The 18,251-nt window shown below is 72.0% G+C and carries 19 protein-coding genes and 6 tRNA genes; 9 read left to right on the top strand and 16 right to left on the bottom strand.

Going from position 1 to position 18,251, the window contains the following annotated elements; all coding sequences use genetic code 11:
- Positions 1-112 precede the first annotated feature (112 nt).
- The 6 genes from ACZ4V1_RS17295 to ACZ4V1_RS17270 all read right to left on the bottom strand — a co-directional run bounded on the left by ACZ4V1_RS17295 (position 113) and on the right by ACZ4V1_RS17270 (position 5,049).
- Positions 113-724: a hypothetical protein gene (locus ACZ4V1_RS17295; protein ID WP_468336071.1), complete on the bottom strand. Its 612-nt coding sequence runs from the start codon at positions 722-724 to the stop codon at positions 113-115.
- Between the two features lie 12 nt (positions 725-736).
- A complete protein-coding gene (locus tag ACZ4V1_RS17290) occupies positions 737-1,630 on the bottom strand; it encodes a carbohydrate ABC transporter permease (protein ID WP_468336068.1) in 894 nt (297 codons plus the stop codon).
- Positions 1,627-2,628 (bottom strand): carbohydrate ABC transporter permease, encoded by a 1,002-nt coding sequence (locus ACZ4V1_RS17285; protein WP_468336065.1) that lies wholly within the window; start codon positions 2,626-2,628, stop codon positions 1,627-1,629. Before ACZ4V1_RS17285 ends, ACZ4V1_RS17290 begins: the two co-directional genes overlap by 4 nt.
- Positions 2,628-3,917: an ABC transporter substrate-binding protein gene (locus ACZ4V1_RS17280; protein WP_468336062.1), complete on the bottom strand. Its 1,290-nt coding sequence runs from the start codon at positions 3,915-3,917 to the stop codon at positions 2,628-2,630. Before ACZ4V1_RS17280 ends, ACZ4V1_RS17285 begins: the two co-directional genes overlap by 1 nt.
- A 528-nt stretch (positions 3,918-4,445) precedes the next feature.
- Positions 4,446-4,517 (bottom strand) — tRNA-Val (locus tag ACZ4V1_RS17275).
- 79 nt (positions 4,518-4,596) lie between these two features.
- Positions 4,597-5,049, bottom strand: coding sequence for a TIGR02611 family protein (locus ACZ4V1_RS17270; protein ID WP_468336059.1), 453 nt, complete (start codon positions 5,047-5,049; stop codon positions 4,597-4,599).
- 191 nt (positions 5,050-5,240) lie between these two features.
- Between ACZ4V1_RS17270 and ACZ4V1_RS17265 the strand changes: the two genes are divergently transcribed.
- Both ACZ4V1_RS17265 and ACZ4V1_RS17260 read left to right on the top strand, forming a co-directional pair.
- Positions 5,241-5,654: an SsgA family sporulation/cell division regulator gene (locus tag ACZ4V1_RS17265; RefSeq protein WP_004002642.1), complete on the top strand. Its 414-nt coding sequence runs from the start codon at positions 5,241-5,243 to the stop codon at positions 5,652-5,654.
- A 335-nt stretch (positions 5,655-5,989) separates the two neighbouring features.
- A complete protein-coding gene (locus ACZ4V1_RS17260; RefSeq protein WP_468336056.1) occupies positions 5,990-6,550 on the top strand; it encodes a CGNR zinc finger domain-containing protein in 561 nt (186 codons plus the stop codon).
- Positions 6,551-6,635: 85 nt separating this feature from the next.
- Here ACZ4V1_RS17260 and ACZ4V1_RS17255 read toward each other — a convergent pair whose 3' ends face one another.
- Together ACZ4V1_RS17255 and ACZ4V1_RS17250 are read right to left on the bottom strand one after the other, a co-directional pair.
- On the bottom strand, positions 6,636-6,815 hold the full coding sequence (locus tag ACZ4V1_RS17255) for a hypothetical protein (protein ID WP_468336053.1): 180 nt from the start codon (positions 6,813-6,815) through the stop codon (positions 6,636-6,638).
- Between the two features lie 186 nt (positions 6,816-7,001).
- Positions 7,002-7,451, bottom strand: coding sequence for a hypothetical protein (locus tag ACZ4V1_RS17250; protein ID WP_468336050.1), 450 nt, complete (start codon positions 7,449-7,451; stop codon positions 7,002-7,004).
- Between the two features lie 189 nt (positions 7,452-7,640).
- Between ACZ4V1_RS17250 and ACZ4V1_RS17245 the strand changes: the two genes are divergently transcribed.
- Positions 7,641-8,165: a DsbA family protein gene (locus ACZ4V1_RS17245; protein WP_468336047.1), complete on the top strand. Its 525-nt coding sequence runs from the start codon at positions 7,641-7,643 to the stop codon at positions 8,163-8,165.
- A gap of 40 nt (positions 8,166-8,205) precedes the next feature.
- Here ACZ4V1_RS17245 and ACZ4V1_RS17240 read toward each other — a convergent pair whose 3' ends face one another.
- The 3 genes from ACZ4V1_RS17240 to ACZ4V1_RS17230 all read right to left on the bottom strand — a co-directional run bounded on the left by ACZ4V1_RS17240 (position 8,206) and on the right by ACZ4V1_RS17230 (position 10,975).
- The gene (locus ACZ4V1_RS17240) at positions 8,206-9,030 is read right to left on the bottom strand and encodes a GNAT family N-acetyltransferase (protein ID WP_468336044.1); all 825 of its coding nucleotides are present in this window, start codon (positions 9,028-9,030) and stop codon (positions 8,206-8,208) included.
- 74 nt (positions 9,031-9,104) lie between these two features.
- Complete coding sequence (locus tag ACZ4V1_RS17235) at positions 9,105-9,926, bottom strand: aminotransferase class IV (protein ID WP_468336041.1); 822 nt, start codon at positions 9,924-9,926, stop codon at positions 9,105-9,107.
- On the bottom strand, positions 9,923-10,975 hold the full coding sequence (locus ACZ4V1_RS17230; protein ID WP_468336038.1) for a chorismate-binding protein: 1,053 nt from the start codon (positions 10,973-10,975) through the stop codon (positions 9,923-9,925). Before ACZ4V1_RS17230 ends, ACZ4V1_RS17235 begins: the two co-directional genes overlap by 4 nt.
- A gap of 176 nt (positions 10,976-11,151) precedes the next feature.
- Here ACZ4V1_RS17230 and ACZ4V1_RS17225 point away from each other — a divergent pair.
- From ACZ4V1_RS17225 to ACZ4V1_RS17205, 5 genes are all read left to right on the top strand, one after another.
- Positions 11,152-11,224, top strand: a tRNA-Gly gene (locus tag ACZ4V1_RS17225).
- Between the two features lie 39 nt (positions 11,225-11,263).
- Positions 11,264-11,337, top strand: a tRNA-Cys gene (locus tag ACZ4V1_RS17220).
- A gap of 1 nt (position 11,338) precedes the next feature.
- Positions 11,339-11,410: transfer RNA gene (locus tag ACZ4V1_RS17215), tRNA-Val, on the top strand.
- A gap of 19 nt (positions 11,411-11,429) precedes the next feature.
- Positions 11,430-11,501 (top strand) — tRNA-Val (locus ACZ4V1_RS17210).
- Positions 11,502-11,523: 22 nt separating this feature from the next.
- Positions 11,524-11,595 (top strand) — tRNA-Val (locus ACZ4V1_RS17205).
- An 83-nt stretch (positions 11,596-11,678) separates the two neighbouring features.
- On the opposite strand, the gene ACZ4V1_RS17200 is transcribed toward ACZ4V1_RS17205, so the two are convergent.
- From ACZ4V1_RS17200 to ACZ4V1_RS17190, 3 genes are all read right to left on the bottom strand, one after another.
- Positions 11,679-11,975 carry a TFIIB-type zinc ribbon-containing protein gene (locus tag ACZ4V1_RS17200; protein WP_468336035.1) on the bottom strand — a complete coding sequence of 99 codons (297 nt, stop codon included), beginning with the start codon at positions 11,973-11,975 and terminating at the stop codon, positions 11,679-11,681.
- A 100-nt stretch (positions 11,976-12,075) separates the two neighbouring features.
- Entirely contained in the window at positions 12,076-13,077 is a 1,002-nt protein-coding gene (locus ACZ4V1_RS17195) for a phosphotransferase (RefSeq protein ID WP_468336032.1), read from the bottom strand.
- A gap of 245 nt (positions 13,078-13,322) precedes the next feature.
- Positions 13,323-13,505, bottom strand: coding sequence for a hypothetical protein (locus ACZ4V1_RS17190; RefSeq protein WP_468336029.1), 183 nt, complete (start codon positions 13,503-13,505; stop codon positions 13,323-13,325).
- A gap of 589 nt (positions 13,506-14,094) precedes the next feature.
- Here ACZ4V1_RS17190 and ACZ4V1_RS17185 point away from each other — a divergent pair.
- Positions 14,095-15,576, top strand: a complete 1,482-nt coding sequence (locus tag ACZ4V1_RS17185; RefSeq protein WP_468336026.1) for a serine/threonine-protein kinase — start codon at positions 14,095-14,097, stop codon at positions 15,574-15,576.
- A 376-nt stretch (positions 15,577-15,952) separates the two neighbouring features.
- Here ACZ4V1_RS17185 and ACZ4V1_RS17180 read toward each other — a convergent pair whose 3' ends face one another.
- Positions 15,953-16,771, bottom strand: coding sequence for a TrmH family RNA methyltransferase (locus ACZ4V1_RS17180; RefSeq protein WP_468336023.1), 819 nt, complete (start codon positions 16,769-16,771; stop codon positions 15,953-15,955).
- A gap of 1 nt (position 16,772) precedes the next feature.
- Entirely contained in the window at positions 16,773-18,005 is a 1,233-nt protein-coding gene (cobA, locus tag ACZ4V1_RS17175; protein WP_468336020.1) for a uroporphyrinogen-III C-methyltransferase, read from the bottom strand.
- Positions 18,006-18,251 lie beyond the last annotated feature (246 nt).

Raw genomic sequence — 18,251 nt, 5'->3', positions numbered from 1 at the left:
TGCGGATGCGGGGGTGTGAAGGGCATGGCTCTGCTGCGTGGCCTGGGATGTCACGGGCATGACAGACCGAGGGTGGCGCCGGGGCGCCCACCCTGGTGTGCGGGTGCCGCCGTCAGCGGCGCCGGTAGCGCTCCTCCACGGCCACGGCCGCCGCCGCGACGGCGCCCAGGACGGCGACCGCCAGCGGCGCGCTGAACCAGGCGGAGCAGACCACGACGGCCAGCCCGCCGACGATCAGGAAGGAGCCCGCGGGGTCGAGCACGGTGCGACGGCCGGCCTGCGCGAGCAACGTCCGCCAGGAGGCGCCGGGCCGCCAGACCGCGGCCGCGCGCAGCCCGGCCACGGCGGCGCCGATCAGGGCGGACACCCCGACGGCGCCCACGAACGGGCCGCCCGGCAGACCGTCGCGTACGGCCTGCACGTCCACCCAGACCGCGGCCAGTGCGGCCCACCCGGCGACGCCGACGAGCCACCCGCGGCGTACCGCCCTGCGGAAGTCCGCGGCGAACTCCCGCCAGCCGCCGTCCTCGTGGCCGAGCCGGCGCCCGAGATGGCGCGCGCCGGCCGCGAACGCGGCGGGGTAGGTGACCAGCGGCAGCGAGGCCACCGCGATCCACACTCCGGTGAGCAGGCACTCGGCGAACAGGGCGAACCCCGCGGCGAACCGCGACTCGCCCCGCTCCCCCGCCCGCTCCGCGGGGGCCTTCGCACGCGCATAGGTCACGATCGGTTCACCTCAGCCCTTCAGCCCGGACGTCGCCATGCCGTCGATCAGGTAGCGCTGGAAGGCCAGGAAGAAGGCGAGGACGGGCAGCAGGGCGACGAGCGACATGGCGATCATGCCGCCGTAGTTGGCCAGCCCTTCCTGGTCCACGAACATCTTCAGACCGAGGGAGACGGTGTACTTGCCGGGCTCGTTGAGGTAGATCAGCGGGCCCATGAAGTCGTTCCAGGAGTTGATGAAGGTGAAGATCGCGCTGGTGATCAGGGCGGGCCGGCACAGCGGAAGCACGATCGACCAGTAGATGCGGAAGTGCCCGCAGCCGTCGAGACGCGCCGCCTCGTCGAGTTCCCTGGGCAGATTGCGCATGAACTGCACCATCAGGAAGACGAAGAACGCCTCCGTGGCCAGGTACTTCCCCAGCAGCAGCGGGGTGTACGTGTTGATCATGTCCATGTTGCGGAACAGCACGTACTGCGGAATCAGCAGCACGTGGTACGGCAGCAGCAGGGTGCCGATCATCAGCGTGAACAGCAGGTTGCGGCCCGCGAACCTGATCTTCGCGAAGGCGTAGGCGGTGAGTGAGCAGGACACCACGATCCCGATCACCGAACCGACGGCGAGGAAGAGCGAGTTGAAGAAGAACGTGGAGATCGAGATGTCCGCGATGCCGTCGGCGAGGCTCGTGTAGTTGGAGACGATCGGGTCACCCGGGAAGAGGTCCAGGCTGCCGACGATGTCGCCGCTCTCCTTGAAGGAGCCGCCGATCACCCAGAGCACCGGGTAGAGGATCACCACGAGGATCGCCAGCGACCCGAGATGCCAGGCGAGCGACCCGGGCAGCTTGCGCCGGAGGGCGGCCGTCCTGCTGGACGGGGCCGGTGTGACCTCGGTGGCCTGCGCGCTCATCGGCCGCCCTCCTCGTAGTGCACCCAGCGCTTCTGGGACCAGAACAGCACCGCGGTGACCAGGGCGACCGCGACCAGCAGCATCCACGCCATGGCGGAGGCCAGGCCCATGCGGCTGTTCTCGAAGCCCTGGACGTACAGATAACAGGTGTAGACCATCGTGCCGTCCGCGGGACCGCAGGCGTTGCCTCCGGCGCCGCCGCCGACGATGTAGGCCGAGCTGAAGATCTGGAAGGAGTGGATGGTCTCCAGCAGGACGTTGAAGAAGAGGACCGGGGAGATCATCGGCAGCGTGATGTTCCAGAACTGCCGCAGCTTGCCCGCCCCGTCGACGTCGGCCGCCTCGTACAGCTCGCGCGGCACCTGCTTGAGACCGGCCAGAAAGATGACCATGGGAGCGCCGAACTGCCAGACGGTCAGGGCCACCAGGCTGTAGATGATCAGGTCCGGGTCGCCGGTCCAGCCGCCGGCGCCGACCCCGAAGAGTTGCTGCGTACGGTCGACGACCGCGTCGTCCGAGAAGATCGCCTTCCACACGATGGCGATCGACACACTCGCGCCGATCAGCGACGGCGCGTAGAAGGCGGCCCGGTAGAAGGCCTGTCCGCGCCGCTTCTGCGCCAGCAGCAGGGCCACGCCGAGCGCCGCGATCAGTTTGACCGGGGTACCGACGACGACGTACCACAGGGTGATCTGGACCGAGTGGCGCCAGCGCGGGTCACCGAACATCTCGGAGAAGTTGTCCAGGCCGATCCACCGGGGCGCGTCGAAGAGGTTGTAGTCGGTGAACGCGAAGTAGAGCGAGGCGACCATCGGTCCGGCCGTGAGCAGCAGGAAACCGGCGAGCCAGGGGGACATGAAGAGGTAGCCGGCCAGGTTCTCCCGGCGGCCCCGCCGCTTCAGCGCGTCGGGGCGCGGGGGCTTCACCGGACCGTGCCGCGGCTCGGAGCCCTTGGCCAGGTCCTCCATCGCAGGGGCGTGTGTCACGGCGCTTCCCATCAGCCGGCGAGAGCCGTCTTCGACTCGGTGAAGAACTGCTTGACCGCGTCGTCCACCGACCGCTCGCCCAGGCCCAGTTCCTCACCGATGCGCAGGAACGCGGACTCGCAGATGTCCGCGCCGTTCGGGTGCGGGGTGATGGGCTCCAGGACGCCGGCCTCGACGAGGGACTCCTCGTAGGCGGCGATCGCCTTGTTGACCGGGTCGGTCGGCTTGAACGCGTCGTACTGGACCTGCGTCGTGGGCACACCGCGGTCGTAGCCCATGATCTTGGCGACCTCGGGGTCGTGCACCATGAAATCGATGAACTGCGCGACCTCCTTGGGGTGCTCGGTGCGCTTGGAGGCGCTGAGCATGAGGGAGCCGAGATATTGGCCGGTCCGCTTGCCGTCGGTGGTCGGGATGGGCGCCAGGCCGTACTCACTCTTGCCCTCGGCGGTGTAGCGGACGGTGAAGTTGTCCCAGGTGAACTCTCCGCCGGCGAGTTCGCCGGAGACCGCCGACTTGGGCTTGATCTGGATGACCCTCTTCGGGTCGGCGTAGAGGCCTTCCTTGACACGCTGCTCGGCCTTGGTCCACCAGTCCGTCAGGTCCGCCTCGCTGAAGCCGAGTCCGTCCTCGGTGAAGAAGGCCTTGCCGTTCTGGCGCAGGAAGAGGTCGTAGAGGTACATGACGTTGTACGGGCCGGTGTCACCGGCGCGCCCGGTCCTGTCGCGGATCTTCTTCATCGCGGCGTGGTAGTCGTCCCAGGTCCAGCCCTGTTCGGGCTTGACGCCGGCCCGGGTGTAGACGGGCTTGTCGATGACGAGGGCCATCGAGTTCGAACCGACGGGCACACCGAGGAGTTTGCCGTCGACCTCACCGAACTTCTCCAGCCCGGCCCGGAAGCCTTCCATGGAGAGGTTTCCGGCCTCGGCCTGCTCGCTCAGGTCGAGCAGAACGTTCTTCGCGTCGTATTTACGGAGAAATCCGATGGCATTCTGGAAGACATCCGGTGGATTCCCTCCGGAGGCCTGGGTGTTGAACTTCTTCCAGAAGTCGGTGTACGGCTGGAAGTCGGTCTTGACCTTGATCTTCGGGTACTTCTTCTCGAAGAGCGCAATGGTCTTGTTGATGCGTTCGGCCCGGTCCTCGGCACCCCACCAGGAGTAACGGATCGTCACCGTTCCGTCCCCCGAGCCGCTGCCGCCGCCGCACGCGGTGGCCGTCGCACCCAGCCCCGCGACGGCCAGCGAGGCTCCCGCCGCTTTGAGGATCGTCCGCCGCTCCACATTCCCGCCCTGCTGCATATGAGCCTCCCCGCGACGATGCGTCCGCTCCGTGAATCGTTTCAAGTAAGCGCTTGCTGGCACAAGTTACGGAGGGCCCAGGGGCGCGTCAATGATTCGGACAGGAATTGATGGGCACCGGGCGCGGAGGACGGAGTCGGCCCTGGCGGCCGCGCCGTCGACAGCGAGGGAAAACGCCCAGGTCGGCGCGGCGTGACCGACGGATCGAACACCGCAGGGCCCGCCGGGGCGGGCGGCACGGAAGGTCACGGTTGGGTGAAGGCGCACGGAAGCGGAATGGCCGCGCAGTCAGCCGGGACGGGCGGCAGGGCCGGAAGAGGCGGGTGGCACGGCCGGCCCGGGACGGTGGCAGGCGGCACGAGACGGGCGGCAGCCGGCCCGGGGCGCGACGCACGGGGCCCCGAGGCCGCCGCACGCCCTCTGGAGGCGACCACACGGCACGCTCGGGCACGCCCCCGGGCCACGCGGACGCACGCACGACCAAGCGGCCCGGCTCACGATGGTGAGCCGGGCCGCCTGATGATCCGGTGGGCGATACTGGGTTCGAACCAGTGACCTCTTCGGTGTGAACGAAGCGCTCTCCCACTGAGCTAATCGCCCGGACGCAGGAAGAACATTACCCCATGTCAGGGGGTGCCCGTGACCAGCGGGGGCCGGCTCGCCGCACGCCCGCCGCGGATCACTGGTCCTTGATCTTCCAGGGCATCTCCAGCCCGAACTTGTACAGGTAGACCCCGGCCAGCACGGACACGATCACCAAGCCGACCGCGGTAAGGGCGATGTTCCGGCGCCGCACCTTGGGATCGAGGGCACGCTGCGCCGCCTCGGTGACCTTGCGCTTGGTCCAGCGCAGGACGATCTGGGCCCAGACGAACTCGGTGGCCCAGATCGCCATGCCACCGAAGATCACGACCCAGCCCGGTCCGGGCAGCACCAGCATGGCGGCGCCGGCCACCACGACCGCGAGGCCGACGATGAAGACGCCGACCTGCCAGCTCAGGTGCAGCACGCGGCGCGCCTTGATGAATTCCGGCGCCCGTGAGCCGAGCGCACGCTCGGCCGCGGCCTCGTCCGTCCCCGTACGGTCTTCCGCCACGGCAGCCTCGCCGGTCCTGTTACTCCCCGTGTTCATACGGCCAAACACTACCGGAGCGAAACCTGTCACCGGAATGGACGCACGACCCGAACGATCTCTCGGCCGGAAGAGTTACGTAAACACACGCAAAACACTCAGAGGGGTTTACAACGGCACCGTAGGTGGCATGTCGATTTCGCCGACGTGCGAATCCCCGAGCGCACACTGAGCGAAAGGCCCTGGCGCTTATGAACACCACGGTCAGCTGCGAGCTGCACCTGCGCCTCGTTGTGTCGAGCGAGTCCTCCCTGCCTGTCCCCGCAGGCCTGCGGTACGACACGGCCGACCCCTACGCCGTGCACGCCACCTTCCACACCGGAGCCGAGGAGACCGTCGAGTGGGTGTTCGCCCGCGACCTCCTCGCCGAAGGTCTCCATCGCCCCACCGGCACCGGCGACGTCCGTGTCTGGCCGTCCCGCAGTCACGGCCAGGGCGTCGTGTGCATCGCCCTGAGCTCTCCGGAGGGCGAGGCACTGCTCGAGGCCCCGGCACGGGCCCTGGAGTCCTTCCTGAAGCGCACAGACGCCGCCGTGCCGCCCGGCACGGAACACCGGCACTTCGATCTCGACCAGGAGCTCTCGCACATCCTGGCGGAAAGCTAGGGCGAGGCCCCGTGAAGCCGCCCGTCGCCGTCGACTCGGGGTGACGGCACGGGCCCGGACAACCGCATACGGCACACACCGGCGTCGTCGCCGCGGATCTCCGCGGGGGCGGCGCCGGTGCGCGTGCGACGGCGGAGCCGCCTCTCACGGCTCACCCTGGCCGCCTCCTGCCGCCTCCTGCCGCCTCCTGCCGGGGAACGAAGGCCGGCCGATCGCCGTTGTACCGGCAACCGACGGCCGGGGCCGCGATCGCAGCCGGTTGGCCCGCCGCGGGAGCCACTACCATCGGCCAGCATCGGCGGGCGCCCGCCCGACCCCAGGCCAGGGAGCGAAATGTGCTGATCACCCACGACACCCGGTGCGCCCTCGACACCGTGGTGGATCTGGTGAACACCGTGCCGGAGGACGAATCGGCGCCCGACGGACTGCCGGATGTCGCGGCCCTCCAGGAATTTGTGGGAACGCACGAAATCAGCGACGTCGGCGTGCTCTCCGAGCTCGACCTCTCGGCGGTGCGCAAGATCCGCGGTCGGTTCGCGGCGGTCTTCGCGGCCCCCGAGGTGCGGGCCGCGGCGGGACTGATCAACGACCTGGTCGCCGCTGCCGGGACCACGCCCCGGCTCACCGACCACGACGGCTACGACTGGCACATCCACTACTTCGCCCCCGGCGCCTCCGTCGCCGACCACCTGGCCGCCGACTGCGGGATGGCCCTCGCGTTCTTCGTGGTCGCCGGGGAGCAGGAGCGGCTGCGCCGGTGCGAGGCACCCGACTGCCGCCGGGCCTTCGTCGACCTCTCCCGGAACCGCTCGCGCCGGTACTGCGACAGCCGTACGTGCGGAAACCGCCTGCACGTGGCCGCGTACCGAGCACGGCGCAAGGAAGCGGCGGGCTGACGCCGCCCTCGCCGGCCGGCGCCGCACCGATGCCCTGGTGGTGACGCGGCCCCCGGCGGGTGACGCCGGGGAACGCGGGTACGGCTCACAGCAACAGCAGATCGTGCAACGAAGCCATGAGCAGCAGACACCCGATCACCGCAAGGAAGATCATGAGCGGTGGCTGGGAAAGGGCGAAGAGGCAGCCACGCGGTTCACTCTGCGCCCGCGTGGTTTCGCTCTGTCTCGTGTCCAGCTGGGTATCCAGCTGAGTGGTGTCCGGCATCTCGCCGCGATGATGACGCAGTACGAAGGACCTACGCGATCAACACGCCCGTAAGGACCGGGAGTTCGTTGAATGTCGCAATGTCCGGGTCGGATCGTGATCATTCCGGAGCACGCTCTGACGCCCTCGGACCGTTGTGTCGTTTCAGTCCGGGGCGCCGACGAGCAGCCGGCCGTCAGCCGACGGTCAGATCCCGTGCTTCTTCAGGATCGCCTCGATGTCGCTGAAGTCGTCCTCCCCGCGGGACGTCGCCGCAGGTCGGGACGCGGGCCGGGAGGCCGGGCGGGTAGCGGGGCCCAGGGTGGGCTCCGAGGCCGCCGGGGCCACCGCGTCGCGCTGGGCGGCCGCGCGTGCCTCCTTGCGCTCCTTGCGGGTGCCGCCGCGACGGCGCTCCACGGTGCGCGTGGTCATGAACAGCGCCCAGGACACGCCCAGCACCGCGAAGCCGGCCCAGGCCACCGGGCTGAAGGCCGTGTCGGCCAGCCACTCGACCACTCCCGTCATCACCAGGCCGAGCGGGACGAGGGAGTAGGCGGCGATGCGGGTCGCGGTCAGGAAGCGCCTGCGGTACGCGGTGACCGCCGCGATGCCCAGGCCCGCCGCGGACACCGCGGAGCAGACGGTCTCGGCAATCATCCGGTCCTCCAGGCTGGGCTCGGTCGGGCATGAGTACTTCTGTCCCTTCCATCCTGCACCGTCCGGCCGCCGTGAGGCCATGCTCCGGCCCGAGATCAGGGAGATCTCCGGGTCGGCTCCTCCCCAGGTGCCGGTGACCGCCGTACGGCGGTGTCCGGGTGCCGTCCCGCGGGCTGGGAGAATGGCGGCATGAGCGACTCCTCCCCCGCCCGTCCCGCCGCGCCCGTCCTCGACGTCTGGTGCGAGCTCCAGTGCCCGGACTGCCACACCGCCCTGGACGACATCCGCGCCCTGCGCGCCCGCTACGGCGACCGCCTGGAACTGCGGCTGCGGCATTTCCCCCTGGAGAAGCACAAGCACTCCTTCGCCGCCGCCCAGGCCGCCGAGGAGGCCGTGGCCCAGGGGCAGGGGTGGCGGTACGCCGAGGCCGTGCTGGACCGGGTCGCGGAGCTGGACCGCGAGGGAGAGCCCCTCCTGGTGGCGGTGGCCCGGGAGCTGGGGCTGGACGCGGAGGAGTTCGACACCGCGCTGATCGACGGCCGGCACATCCTGATCGTCGACGCCGACCAGGCCGAGGGCAAGGCCATCGGCGTGACCGGCACCCCCACCTATGTGATCGGCGGCGAGCGCCTGGACGGCGGCAAGAGCCAGGACGGGCTGCGCGAGCGCGTCGAGGAGATCGCGGACCGGCTGCTGGCCGAGCAGCGGGGCTGATCCGGGAACACCTCCCGGTTCCGCCTCGCCCCACCGGCTGTCACAGCAGCGGTTTGTAGAAGCCGTACCGCGTGGTCCCGTAGCCGAGCGACTCGTAGAGCCGCTCGGCCGCGGTGTTGCCCGCGAAGACGTTGAGTCCGATCAGCCGCCGGCCGGCGGCGATCGCCTGCGCCTCGGCCAGCAGCATCAGCGTGCGGCCGTGCCCCCGGCCCCGGTGGGCGGCGTCGACCTCGACGTCGAAGACGAAGGCCCGGTCCGCACGCAGTGCCAGCCACAGGACCCCGACCCGTGTCCCCTCCCGCTCCACCACGCTGAACAGCATGTTGCCGGTGTCCAGCCCGTGCGGCAGGAGGGCCTCGTGATCGCCGCGCGCCTTCGCGTACGCCTCGGCCTCGGGCACTCCCCGCTCGATCCAGGTACGGGCGTACTGTTCCGACTCGTACGCCTGCCACCGGTCGAACTCGTCCCGTGTCATGGGCCGCGCGCGGCTGTCCGCGGGCAGGGCCGGCGGGGTGTCGCCGAGCGGCTTGGTCATGCCGCGGGTGCGCAGGACGTAGCCGAGTGCCCGGGTCAGCCGCAGGCCCGCCTCGGCGTCGGGGGCGACGCTCGTCTCGATCTGCCGGCAGCCCCAGCCCCGGGCGACCTCCTCGGCCGCGAGGGCGGCCACCGTGCCCCGGCCGCGCCGGCGGTCGGGTTCGTCGACGCGCAACTCGTGGATCACGGCCACCGAGTCACCGAAGGATCGCGAGGTGCCGAGGTGTATCGCGCCGACGGGACGGCTGTTCACGCACACCTGGTAGCGGCGTGAACGCGTCCCGTCGGCGGCGCGCTGAAGCGGCTCGGTCGGCCGCAGGGTCGTGGTCATCACGGGTGTTCTACCCGCCGTGGAGGCGAAGGGCAGCCGAATATCCGGCGGCAGTGCGTCCGCGATCGCCCCCGTCAGGGATCCAGGTCGTCCCCGGACCGCTCCTCGAAGATCCGCATGGCCTTCGCGGTCACCGGGCCCGGAGCGCCCGGCAGTTCGCGGTCGTCGACGCGGTGCACGGCCTGCACGTCCCGCAGCGTGGAGGTCAGGAAGACCTCGTCGGCGCGGTCCAGGACGTCCAGTGGGAGGTCGGTCTCGCGGGCGCCGGTCCACTCGACGGCCAGGGCCCGGGTGATTCCGGCGAGGCAGCCGGAGGCGACCGGCGGGGTGTGGATCTCGCCGTCGAGAACGACGAAGACGTTCGACCCGGTGCCCTCGCACAGCCGCCCCACCGTGTTGCCGAACAGCGCCTCCGAGGCGCCCCGTTCGCGGGCCCGGGCCAGAGCGACGACGTTCTCGGCGTACGAGGTGGTCTTCAGGCCGGTGAGCGCGCCGCGCTCGTTACGCGTCCAGGGCACCGTGATGACGGCCGTGGAGTCCGCGCGCCGTCCGGTCTCGCCGAGGGCGACGACGAGGGTCGGGCCGTGCTCGCCCCGGTCGGAGCCGAGCGGGCCGTGGCCGCCGGTGTAGGTGACGCGCAACCGGCCCAGCGGCATGGGGTTGGCCTCGAGGACGGCGGCGCAGGCGCGGCGCACCTCGTCGAGGTCGGGATCGGGCAGACCCAGGCCGCGGGCCGAGCGGGTCAGCCGGTCGAGGTGCCGGGTCAGCGCGAACGGCCTGCCGTCCACCGCCTTCACCGTCTCGAAGATGCCGTCGCCCACGGTCAGCCCGTGGTCGAGGACGGAGACGCGGGCGGACTCGATGTCCTGCAGCCCGCCGTCGAGCCAGATCTTCACGTCAGTAGCGCCTCTCCGCTTCCGTTCGCCTCGTACGCGCCCGACGCTACCGCGAGCAGCCTGGACGCCTTGAGTTCGGTCTCCCGCCACTCCCCCTCGGGGTCGGAGCCCCAGGTGATGCCGGCGCCGGTGCCGAAGCGCAGCAGTCCCTCGGCACGGTCGATCCAGAAGGTGCGGATGCCGACGGCCAGCTCGCCGGTGCCCCGGTCGGCGTCGACCCAGCCGACGCCCCCGCAGTACGGTCCCCGGGGCGCGGTCTCCAGTGCGTCGATGATCCGCAGGGCGCTCGACTTGGGCGCGCCGGTGACGGACCCGGGCGGAAAGGCCGCGTCGAGCAGCTCCGGCCAGCCGGCGCCCGCGCGCAGCTCGCCGCGTACCGACGAGACCAGGTGGACGAGACCGGGGTGCTTCTCGACCGCGCAGAGGTCGGGCACCGTGACGGTGCCCGTGGCGCAGACCCGCCCGATGTCGTTGCGGACCAGGTCCACGATCATCACGTTCTCGGCGTAGTCCTTCTCCAGCAGGTCGGCCTCGGTCCGCCCGGTGCCCTTGATCGGTCCGGACTCGACTATGCCGCCGTCCCGGCGCAGGAACAGCTCGGGCGATGCGGTGGCGATCTCGACGCCGTGCGCGGGCAGCCGAATCGTTCCGGCGTACGGCGCCGGGTTGCCGCGGGCCAGCAGCGCGGTGAGGGCGTCCACGTCGGCCCCGGGAGCGACGGGCGCCGAGAGCACCCGGCACAGGTTGGCCTGGTAGACCTCTCCGGCGGCTATGTGCTCGCGGATGCGGCGTACGGCCGCCGTGTACGCGGCGCGGTCGAGCGAGGACGACCAGTCACCGACGGCCGGCCCCCGCCACCGGCCCGGGGTGGGCGCCGGAACCGGCCGGGTCCGTGTCTCGGCGAAGCGTGCGCAGGTCAGACGCCCCTCGAAGTCCGCGCAGACGGCCCAGAAACCCTCGGATTCCAGGGCGGCGGGGTCGCTCGTGACGTCGAGGAGACCGGTGGCGAGGCGGTCGCCGAAGCGGGCGAGAGGAGGGAGGTCGAGCACGCTGTCGAGTCTAGGCCGGTGTCCCGGAGGTGACCCGAACCCGCCCTTCCGGTGCCCTGACCAGGTCCGCGAGCGGACGCACCGCAGCACGCTGCACAAACGCGTTTTTGTACTGGCTCCGGAATCCGCTAGAGTTCATGACGTCGCCGGGACGCGGAAGCGGAACGAACCGACAGGCGGACGTAGCTCAGTTGGTAGAGCGCAACCTTGCCAAGGTTGAGGTCGCGAGTTCGAACCTCGTCGTCCGCTCGCAGGAAAGAGGGGGCCTCCCGGGTCCCCTGCACTCCTGGTGGAGTGGCCGAGAGGCGAGGCAACGGCCTGCAAAGCCGTCTACACGGGTTCAAATCCCGTCTCCACCTCCAAGGACGATTAGCTCAGCGGGAGAGCGCTTCCCTGACACGGAAGAGGTCACTGGTTCAATCCCAGTATCGTCCACTGATCCGCGAGGATCCCCGCGCGATTAGCTCAGCGGGAGAGCGCTTCCCTGACACGGAAGAGGTCACTGGTTCAATCCCAGTATCGCGCACGCAGTAACCGCAGCACTCCGAGGACGATTAGCTCAGCGGGAGAGCGCTTCCCTGACACGGAAGAGGTCACTGGTTCAATCCCAGTATCGTCCACACCCACCGAAACCCCCGGCCGTCTCGTACGGCCGGGGGTTTCGTCGTGTCTGCGGTCGGCCGGCTCAGCCGGCCGACCTGGCTCAGCTGGAGAAGAGCATGCGGCCGAAGCCCTTCTGACGGTGGTGGCCGTGCTGGCCATGGTGACCGTGGTGGCCGTGCGGGGCGCCCCAGGCGGGGGCGGGAGCGGCCGGGTAGGCCTGCGGGGCGGCGGGCGGGGCCGGCGGCGGAGCGGACTGGGACCACTGGGCCTCCAGGCGGGTCAGCGACTCCAGCTCGCCGTAGTCGAGGAAGATCCCGCGGCAGCCGCTGCACTGCTCGATCTGAACGCCGTTGCGGTTGTAGGTGTGCATCGGCGCGCGACACTTGGGGCACTGCATGCTCGGCTCAACTCCTCGCCGGTCGGTCCTGCTTCGCTTATCGCCAGGACAGACTCTGTCCGGCTGCGGATCGGTTGCACCCTACTTCGGGAAATCCGGGTCAGCCGAGTGCGGCGGAGGGAGCGACGGAGGCCATCCGAGCGCAGGCGTCGACCAAGGACTTTTCCACCTCGTCCAGGGGCCGGTCCGCCGCGACCGCCTTGGTGACGGCCCGCGCGGCGGTCTGCGCGGTGAGGGCGCGGGCCGGGACGTCCAGGGCGGGCCAGGGGTCGCCGTGCGACGGGACGGCCGGGCCGCCGGCCGCGCGGTAGGCGGTCAGGAAGCGGTGCCAGTCGTCGGGCGGCAGCAGTCCGCAGGCGTACCAGGCCGCCGGGCGGGCCAGGTCCCAGCCCGGGACGCCGGTGCCGAGGTCGTCGACGTCTATCAGCAGCCAGGGCCCCTCCGCCGCGGGATGGCGTATGAGCTGGCCCAGGTGGAGGTCGCCGTGGCAGAGGGTGGTCGTGTCCGGCATGGCGGCCTCGCCGCGGGCCCAGGCGGGGAGGGCGGCCCAGGCGTGCACCACGGGGGCGGTGGCGGGGTGGTGCGGGGCGGCGGCCCGGAGGCGGGCGACGGCCCGCGCGGCCTTCAGGGGGCCGCGCATGGGGGGTACGGCCGCGGGGGCGGGCGTCCGGTGGAGGCGGGCGAGGAGGTTGGCCGCGGATTCCCAGGGCGCCGCGTCCGGATCCTGCGGGTCCACGGGGGTGCCGTACGGCCAGTACGTGACGAGCCGTCCGTGCAGGGCGACGGGCGCCGGGGCGAGCGGAGGCAGGAGGACGCCGGGGAGCCGGGCGGCGGCGGTGACGCGGAGGGCCAGCTCGGCGGGGTCGGCGTCCGCCGCGTGGGCCTTGGCGACGGTGCCGGCGTGCCGGACGACGGTGGCGTCGGGGCGGTCGGCGAGGGTTGCGTCGAGGCGGTCGGGGAGGGTTGCATCGGGACGGTCGGCGGCGGTGGCTTCGGTGCGGTCGGCGAGGGTGGCCGCGCCGCAGGGGCAGGTACGGGTGCGGGCGTGGGCCGTTGCCCTGACGCGGGCTTGCAGGGCGGGCAGGAGGCGGTCCGTGGTCACGGGGTGAGGGTACGCAGGCGTCGTCCCACGCCCTCGCCGCGTCGGCCGGGGAGGCCATCGGCCCGGAGGCCCTCAGTCCGGGAGTCCTCGGCCGGGGAGTCAGTCCTCGGCCGGAAGGGAAAAGCAATGCCGGCGCAGCTCCCCAGCTGCGCCGGCATTTTGCCGTCCGCCGCACCCCCGTCCCCACGGGGTTTCATGGATGGATGTCCCCGCCCGGACCGCTCTTCCGGGCCTGGGGTCGCCGCTCAGCGCCCCAGCATCACACCCACGGACGACGCCTGTGTGGCCACTGTCTCCCATCCGTCGAAGACGAGGAGGAGCAGGACCGCCAGGGGCAGGGCCATGAGCGTCGCCACCGCGGGGTGGCGACGTCCCTGACGGCGGCTTTGCCGTGTGCGGACCAGCGTCCGCGGTACCGTCTGGGCCATGGTCCCTCTCCTGACCGATTGCGTTGTCTTTGGCAGCGGCGGGCGTCTGACCTCGGGGGACGAGTGCTACACCCGCCGCTTGACCTCAAATCTAGGCGTCCGGCGCTCCCCGGGCGTCATGCCCTCGTACCGATTGCCGGGCCTCCCGGAGGATGAGCCATGACCAGCGGTGTACTCCCCTGGGTGGAGACCGGGTCCCGGGTCTCGGGGTCTTCCCGGAGGGGGCGCCCGCCGTGCCCCGGTATCTCCGCGCTGTCCGGTGACTTCGCTCACTTCCACCGGGGCCGGGCGCACCCCCGCCCCCGCCCTGTGAACGATCTCGTCCGCCACCACGCAGCGGGCACGGGGCGCCGCCCCGGTGTTCTCCACCGTCGCCATCCGCTGCTCCTCCCCCGCTCCAAACGCCGCCCTGTGGCAGGCGGTTGGGACCACGGGCGGATCGGGGCCGACCCGCTCACACGTTCCCTGACCGCCCCTCAACTCTCGCACCCGGCACTGACAATCCGTCGTTCCGAGAGGGCGCGGCCTCTGCGCGCGGGCGGCTGCGGAAACGTAAGCTGTGGCTCGTCACAGGGACCGGGCAGCGGGGATGAACATGGCGATGATGCGCCTGAGGCGCGAGGACCCGCGCGTCGTCGGCTCGTTCAGGCTTCACAGGCGGCTCGGCGCGGGCGGAATGGGCGTGGTCTACCTGGGCTCCGACAAGAAGGGGCAGCGGGTCGCGCTGAAGGTCATCCGGCCGGACCTGGCCGAGGACCAGGAGTTCCGCTCGCGGTTCGCCCGTGAGGTCTCGGCGGCCCGGCGCATCCGTGGTGGCTGCACCGCGCGGCTGGTCGCCGCGGACCTGGAGGCGGACCGACCCTGGTTCGCCACGCAGTACGTGCCCGGCCCCTCCCTGCACGACAAGGTCGTCGACGGCGGCCCGCTCGGAGCGGCGGACGTCGCCGCCGTGGGCGCCGCCCTTTCCGAGGGACTGGTCGCGGTGCACGAAGCCGGGGTCGTGCACCGGGATCTCAAGCCGTCCAACATCCTGCTGTCCCCGAAGGGGCCGCGGATCATCGACTTCGGCATCGCCTGGGCCACGGGCGCCTCGACGCTCACGCACGTCGGCACCGCGGTCGGCTCCCCCGGGTTCCTCGCGCCGGAGCAGGTGCGCGGGGCGGCGGTCACACCGGCCACGGACGTGTTCTCGCTCGGGGCCACTCTGGCGTACGCGTCGATGGGCGACTCGCCCTTCGGACACGGCAGTTCCGAGGTGATGCTGTACCGCGTGGTGCACGAGGAGGCCCAGCTGCACGACGTCCCCGACGCCCTCGCACCGCTGGTGCGGGCCTGCCTGGCCAAGGACCCGGAGGAGCGTCCCAGCACGCTGCAACTTTCACTGCGGCTGAAGGAGATCGCCGCGCGGGAGGCGCAGGGGCTGGCCGACGTACGGCCGCCGTCGCCGCGCGGCGGGGAGGCGGATCTGCCCACGGGACGGCTCGCCGACACCTACCCGGAGCGTGCTCAGCGGCGTCCGCAGGGCAGGCCCGGCGCACCGGGCACCCCCGCGCCGCGGAGCACGTCCGGGGCTCGTGGCCCGGCACCGGCACGCGGCGGCGATCCGGCACGCGGTGCCGACGCGTCACGAGGTGGATCGCCGTCGCGCGGTGGCACGCCGTCGCGGAACGGGTCCGCCGCCCGGAGCGGCAGCTCCTCGCGGGCCGGCGGAGCGGGGGCGCGGTCCGGGTCGCGGCCGACGCCCGCCTCCCGCGACAGCACCGGCCGGAACACCTCCCGCCACGACAGCGGCGGCCGGTCCGCGCCGCGCAGTGGAGCCGGCCGTACGGCGCCGAGGACCACGGGGACCCGTTGGCGACGGCCCGCCAATCCGCGGCTGCTGCGGCAGCGTCTGTTCGTGTTCGTGGTCGTGACGCTGCTGGTCGCGCTGGGCATCGCCGCGGCACAGGGGTGCCAGGGGCCCGCGCGGGGTCTCGGCGACGACCGGGACGGCGTACGGGCTCAGCAGGGGCAGGTGCTGCGGGTGGACGTACGGGGCGATGCTTCCGGCGACCGGGCGGCCGGGCTGTAGGCGACCGTCGGCGAGTGGCCGACGAGCGGTCAGGCGACTGGCCGACGCGCGGGCCGGGATGGCGTGCCCGTCGGCGCAAAAGACGCGTCCCTCGGCCGGGAGAACGGGGCGAGGGCAAGCCATGGGCGGGGACGGCCGGACGGGCGCGCCTCCGACTCGGCGAGCGCGTCCCTCGCGTCGGCAGAAGGCGCAAGGCGCCCCCCTGTCGTAACCCAGCACGCACCCCGACCGTGACACGGCCCGACGGCGCACCCCGGCCCCGGCGACCGCCTCCCCTCCGCGAGCGGAAGGCGCGACGACACGCGCCCCCATGACCAGCGCACACGTCGGCCATGACGCCGCCCGGCGGCGCGCCCCCGGCCCCAGCGGGCGGTTTCTACGCCGAAGGGCGGCCCGTGGCCACCGCGTAGAAGGCGACCGCTGCCGCCGCGCCCACGTTGAGGGAGTCGACGCCGTGCGACATCGGGATGCGGACCCACTCGTCGGACGCCGCCAGGGCCCGCCGGGAGAGGCCGTCGCCCTCGGCGCCCAGCATGAGGGCCACCCGCTCCATCCGGTGCGGGGCGACCTCGTCGAGGGCCTTGGCCCGGTCGTCGGGAGTGAGGGCGAGGAGCGTGAAGCCCGCCTCGCGGACCGTCTCCAGACCGGCCGGCCAGGTGTCGAGGCGGGCGTAGGGCACAGAGAAGACCGCGCCCATCGAGACCTTCACGCTGCGCCGGTACAGGGGGTCCGCGCAGTCCGGGGAGAGCAGCACCGCGTCCATGCCCAGGGCGGCTGCGGAGCGGAAGATGGCGCCGATGTTGGTGTGGTCGTTGACCGACTCCATGACGACGACCCGGCGGGCGGCGGCCAGGAGATCGGTCGCCGGCGGCAGCGGCCTGCGCTGCATCGAGGCCAGCGCGCCGCGGTGCACGTGGTAACCGGTGACCCGTTCGGCGAGCGCCGGGTCGACGACGTACACCGGGGCGGGGGCCTCGTCGATGATGTCGCGCATGGTGTCGACCCACTTGGCCGAGAGCAGCATCGACCGCATCGCGTAGCCCGCTTCGCCGGCCCGCCGGATGACCTTCTCGCCCTCGGCGATGAACAGGCCTTCGGCGGGCTCGCGCCTGCGGCGCAGTTCGACGTCGGTCAGGCCCGTGTAGTCGTGCAGGCGCGGGTCGTCGGGGTCGTGGATCGTGACCAGGTCGGCCATGTCACGCCGTCCCGTCCGGGCCGACGCCGACGACCTCGCCGACGACGATGACGGCGGGCGGCTTGACCTCCTGCGCGACGACCGTCTCGGCAACCGTCGCGAGGGTCGCGTCGACCCGGCGCTGGGCGGACGTCGTGCCCTCCTGGACGAGGGCGACCGGGGTCTCGGGGGACCTGCCGTGCGCGACGAGGGTCTCGGCGATCCGGCCGATCTTGTCGACGCCCATCAGGATCACGAGCGTGCCGGTCAGCTTGGCGAGGGACGGCCAGTCGACCAGGGAGCGCTCGTCATCGGGGGCGACGTGCCCACTGACCACGGTGAACTCGTGGGCGACGCCCCGGTGGGTGACCGGGATGCCGGCCGCGCCGGGGACCGAGATCGAACTGGAGATGCCGGGGACGACGGTGCACGGGATGCCCGCCTCGGCCAGTGCCTGCGCCTCCTCCATGCCCCGGCCGAAGACGAACGGGTCGCCGCCCTTGAGCCGTACGACCGCCTTGCCCTGCTTGGCGTGCTCGATCAGCGCGTTGTTGATGGCCTCCTGGGCCATGAACCGGCCGTACGGGATCTTGGCTGCGTCGATGACCTCGACGTGCGGCGGCAGCTCGGCGAGCAGGTCGCGCGGGCCCAGCCGGTCGGCGATGACGACATCGGCCTCGGCGAGCAGGCGGCGGCCGCGGACGGTGATCAGGTCCGGGTCGCCGGGGCCGCCGCCGACCAGGGAGACTCCGGCGGTGCGGGTGCGGTGGTGCGGGGCGACGAGGGTGCCGTCGCGCAGGCCCTCGACGACCGCGTCGCGGATGGCGGCGGTGTGGCGGGGGTCGCGGCCGCGCGCGTTCGTGGTGAGCACGGCGACGGTGACGCCCTCGCTGTGGCCGGTCGCCGGGGTCCAGGCGGTGGCCTGGTCGGCGTCGTCGGAGCGCACGCACCACACACGGTGCCGCTCGGCCTCGGCGGAGGCCGCGGCGTTCGCCCCGGTGTCGCTGGTGGCGATGAGGGCGTACCAGGCGTCGGCGAGGTCGCCCTCCGCGTAGGCCCGCCGCTCCCAGGCGATCTCGCCCGCGTCCGCCATGGCCTCGACCGACGGGGTCGCCTCGGGGGAGACGAGGCGTACGGCCGCGCCCGCCGCGATGAGGGCGGGCAGGCGGCGCTGGGCCACCTGGCCACCGCCCAGGACGACCACGCGACGGCCGGCAAGGCGGAGGCCTACGGGGTAGGCGGGGTGTTCGGCCATGAGGGAGGGCTCCTCGTCCTGGCGGTGCGGTGGGCGCTGCGGCTCTGGAGCAGCCCTGACGTGGGGATACGTGGGGATTCTAGGAGACGTGCACAGACGGCACGAGGTCGGTCCAGCCTACGGCGCGGGGGGGGGGGGGGGGGGGGGGGGGGGGCGAAACCCCACCCCCCCCCCCCCCCCCCCCCCCCCAAAAACCCCCCCCCCCCCCCCCCTTCGTCCCCCCTCAAACCACACAGTTCTTTTTTT

Source organism: Streptomyces sp. NPDC028991 (genome assembly GCF_055564775.1).
The sequence above is the reverse complement of the archived record's forward strand: the minus strand, read 5'-3'. Positions and strand labels throughout refer to the sequence as shown.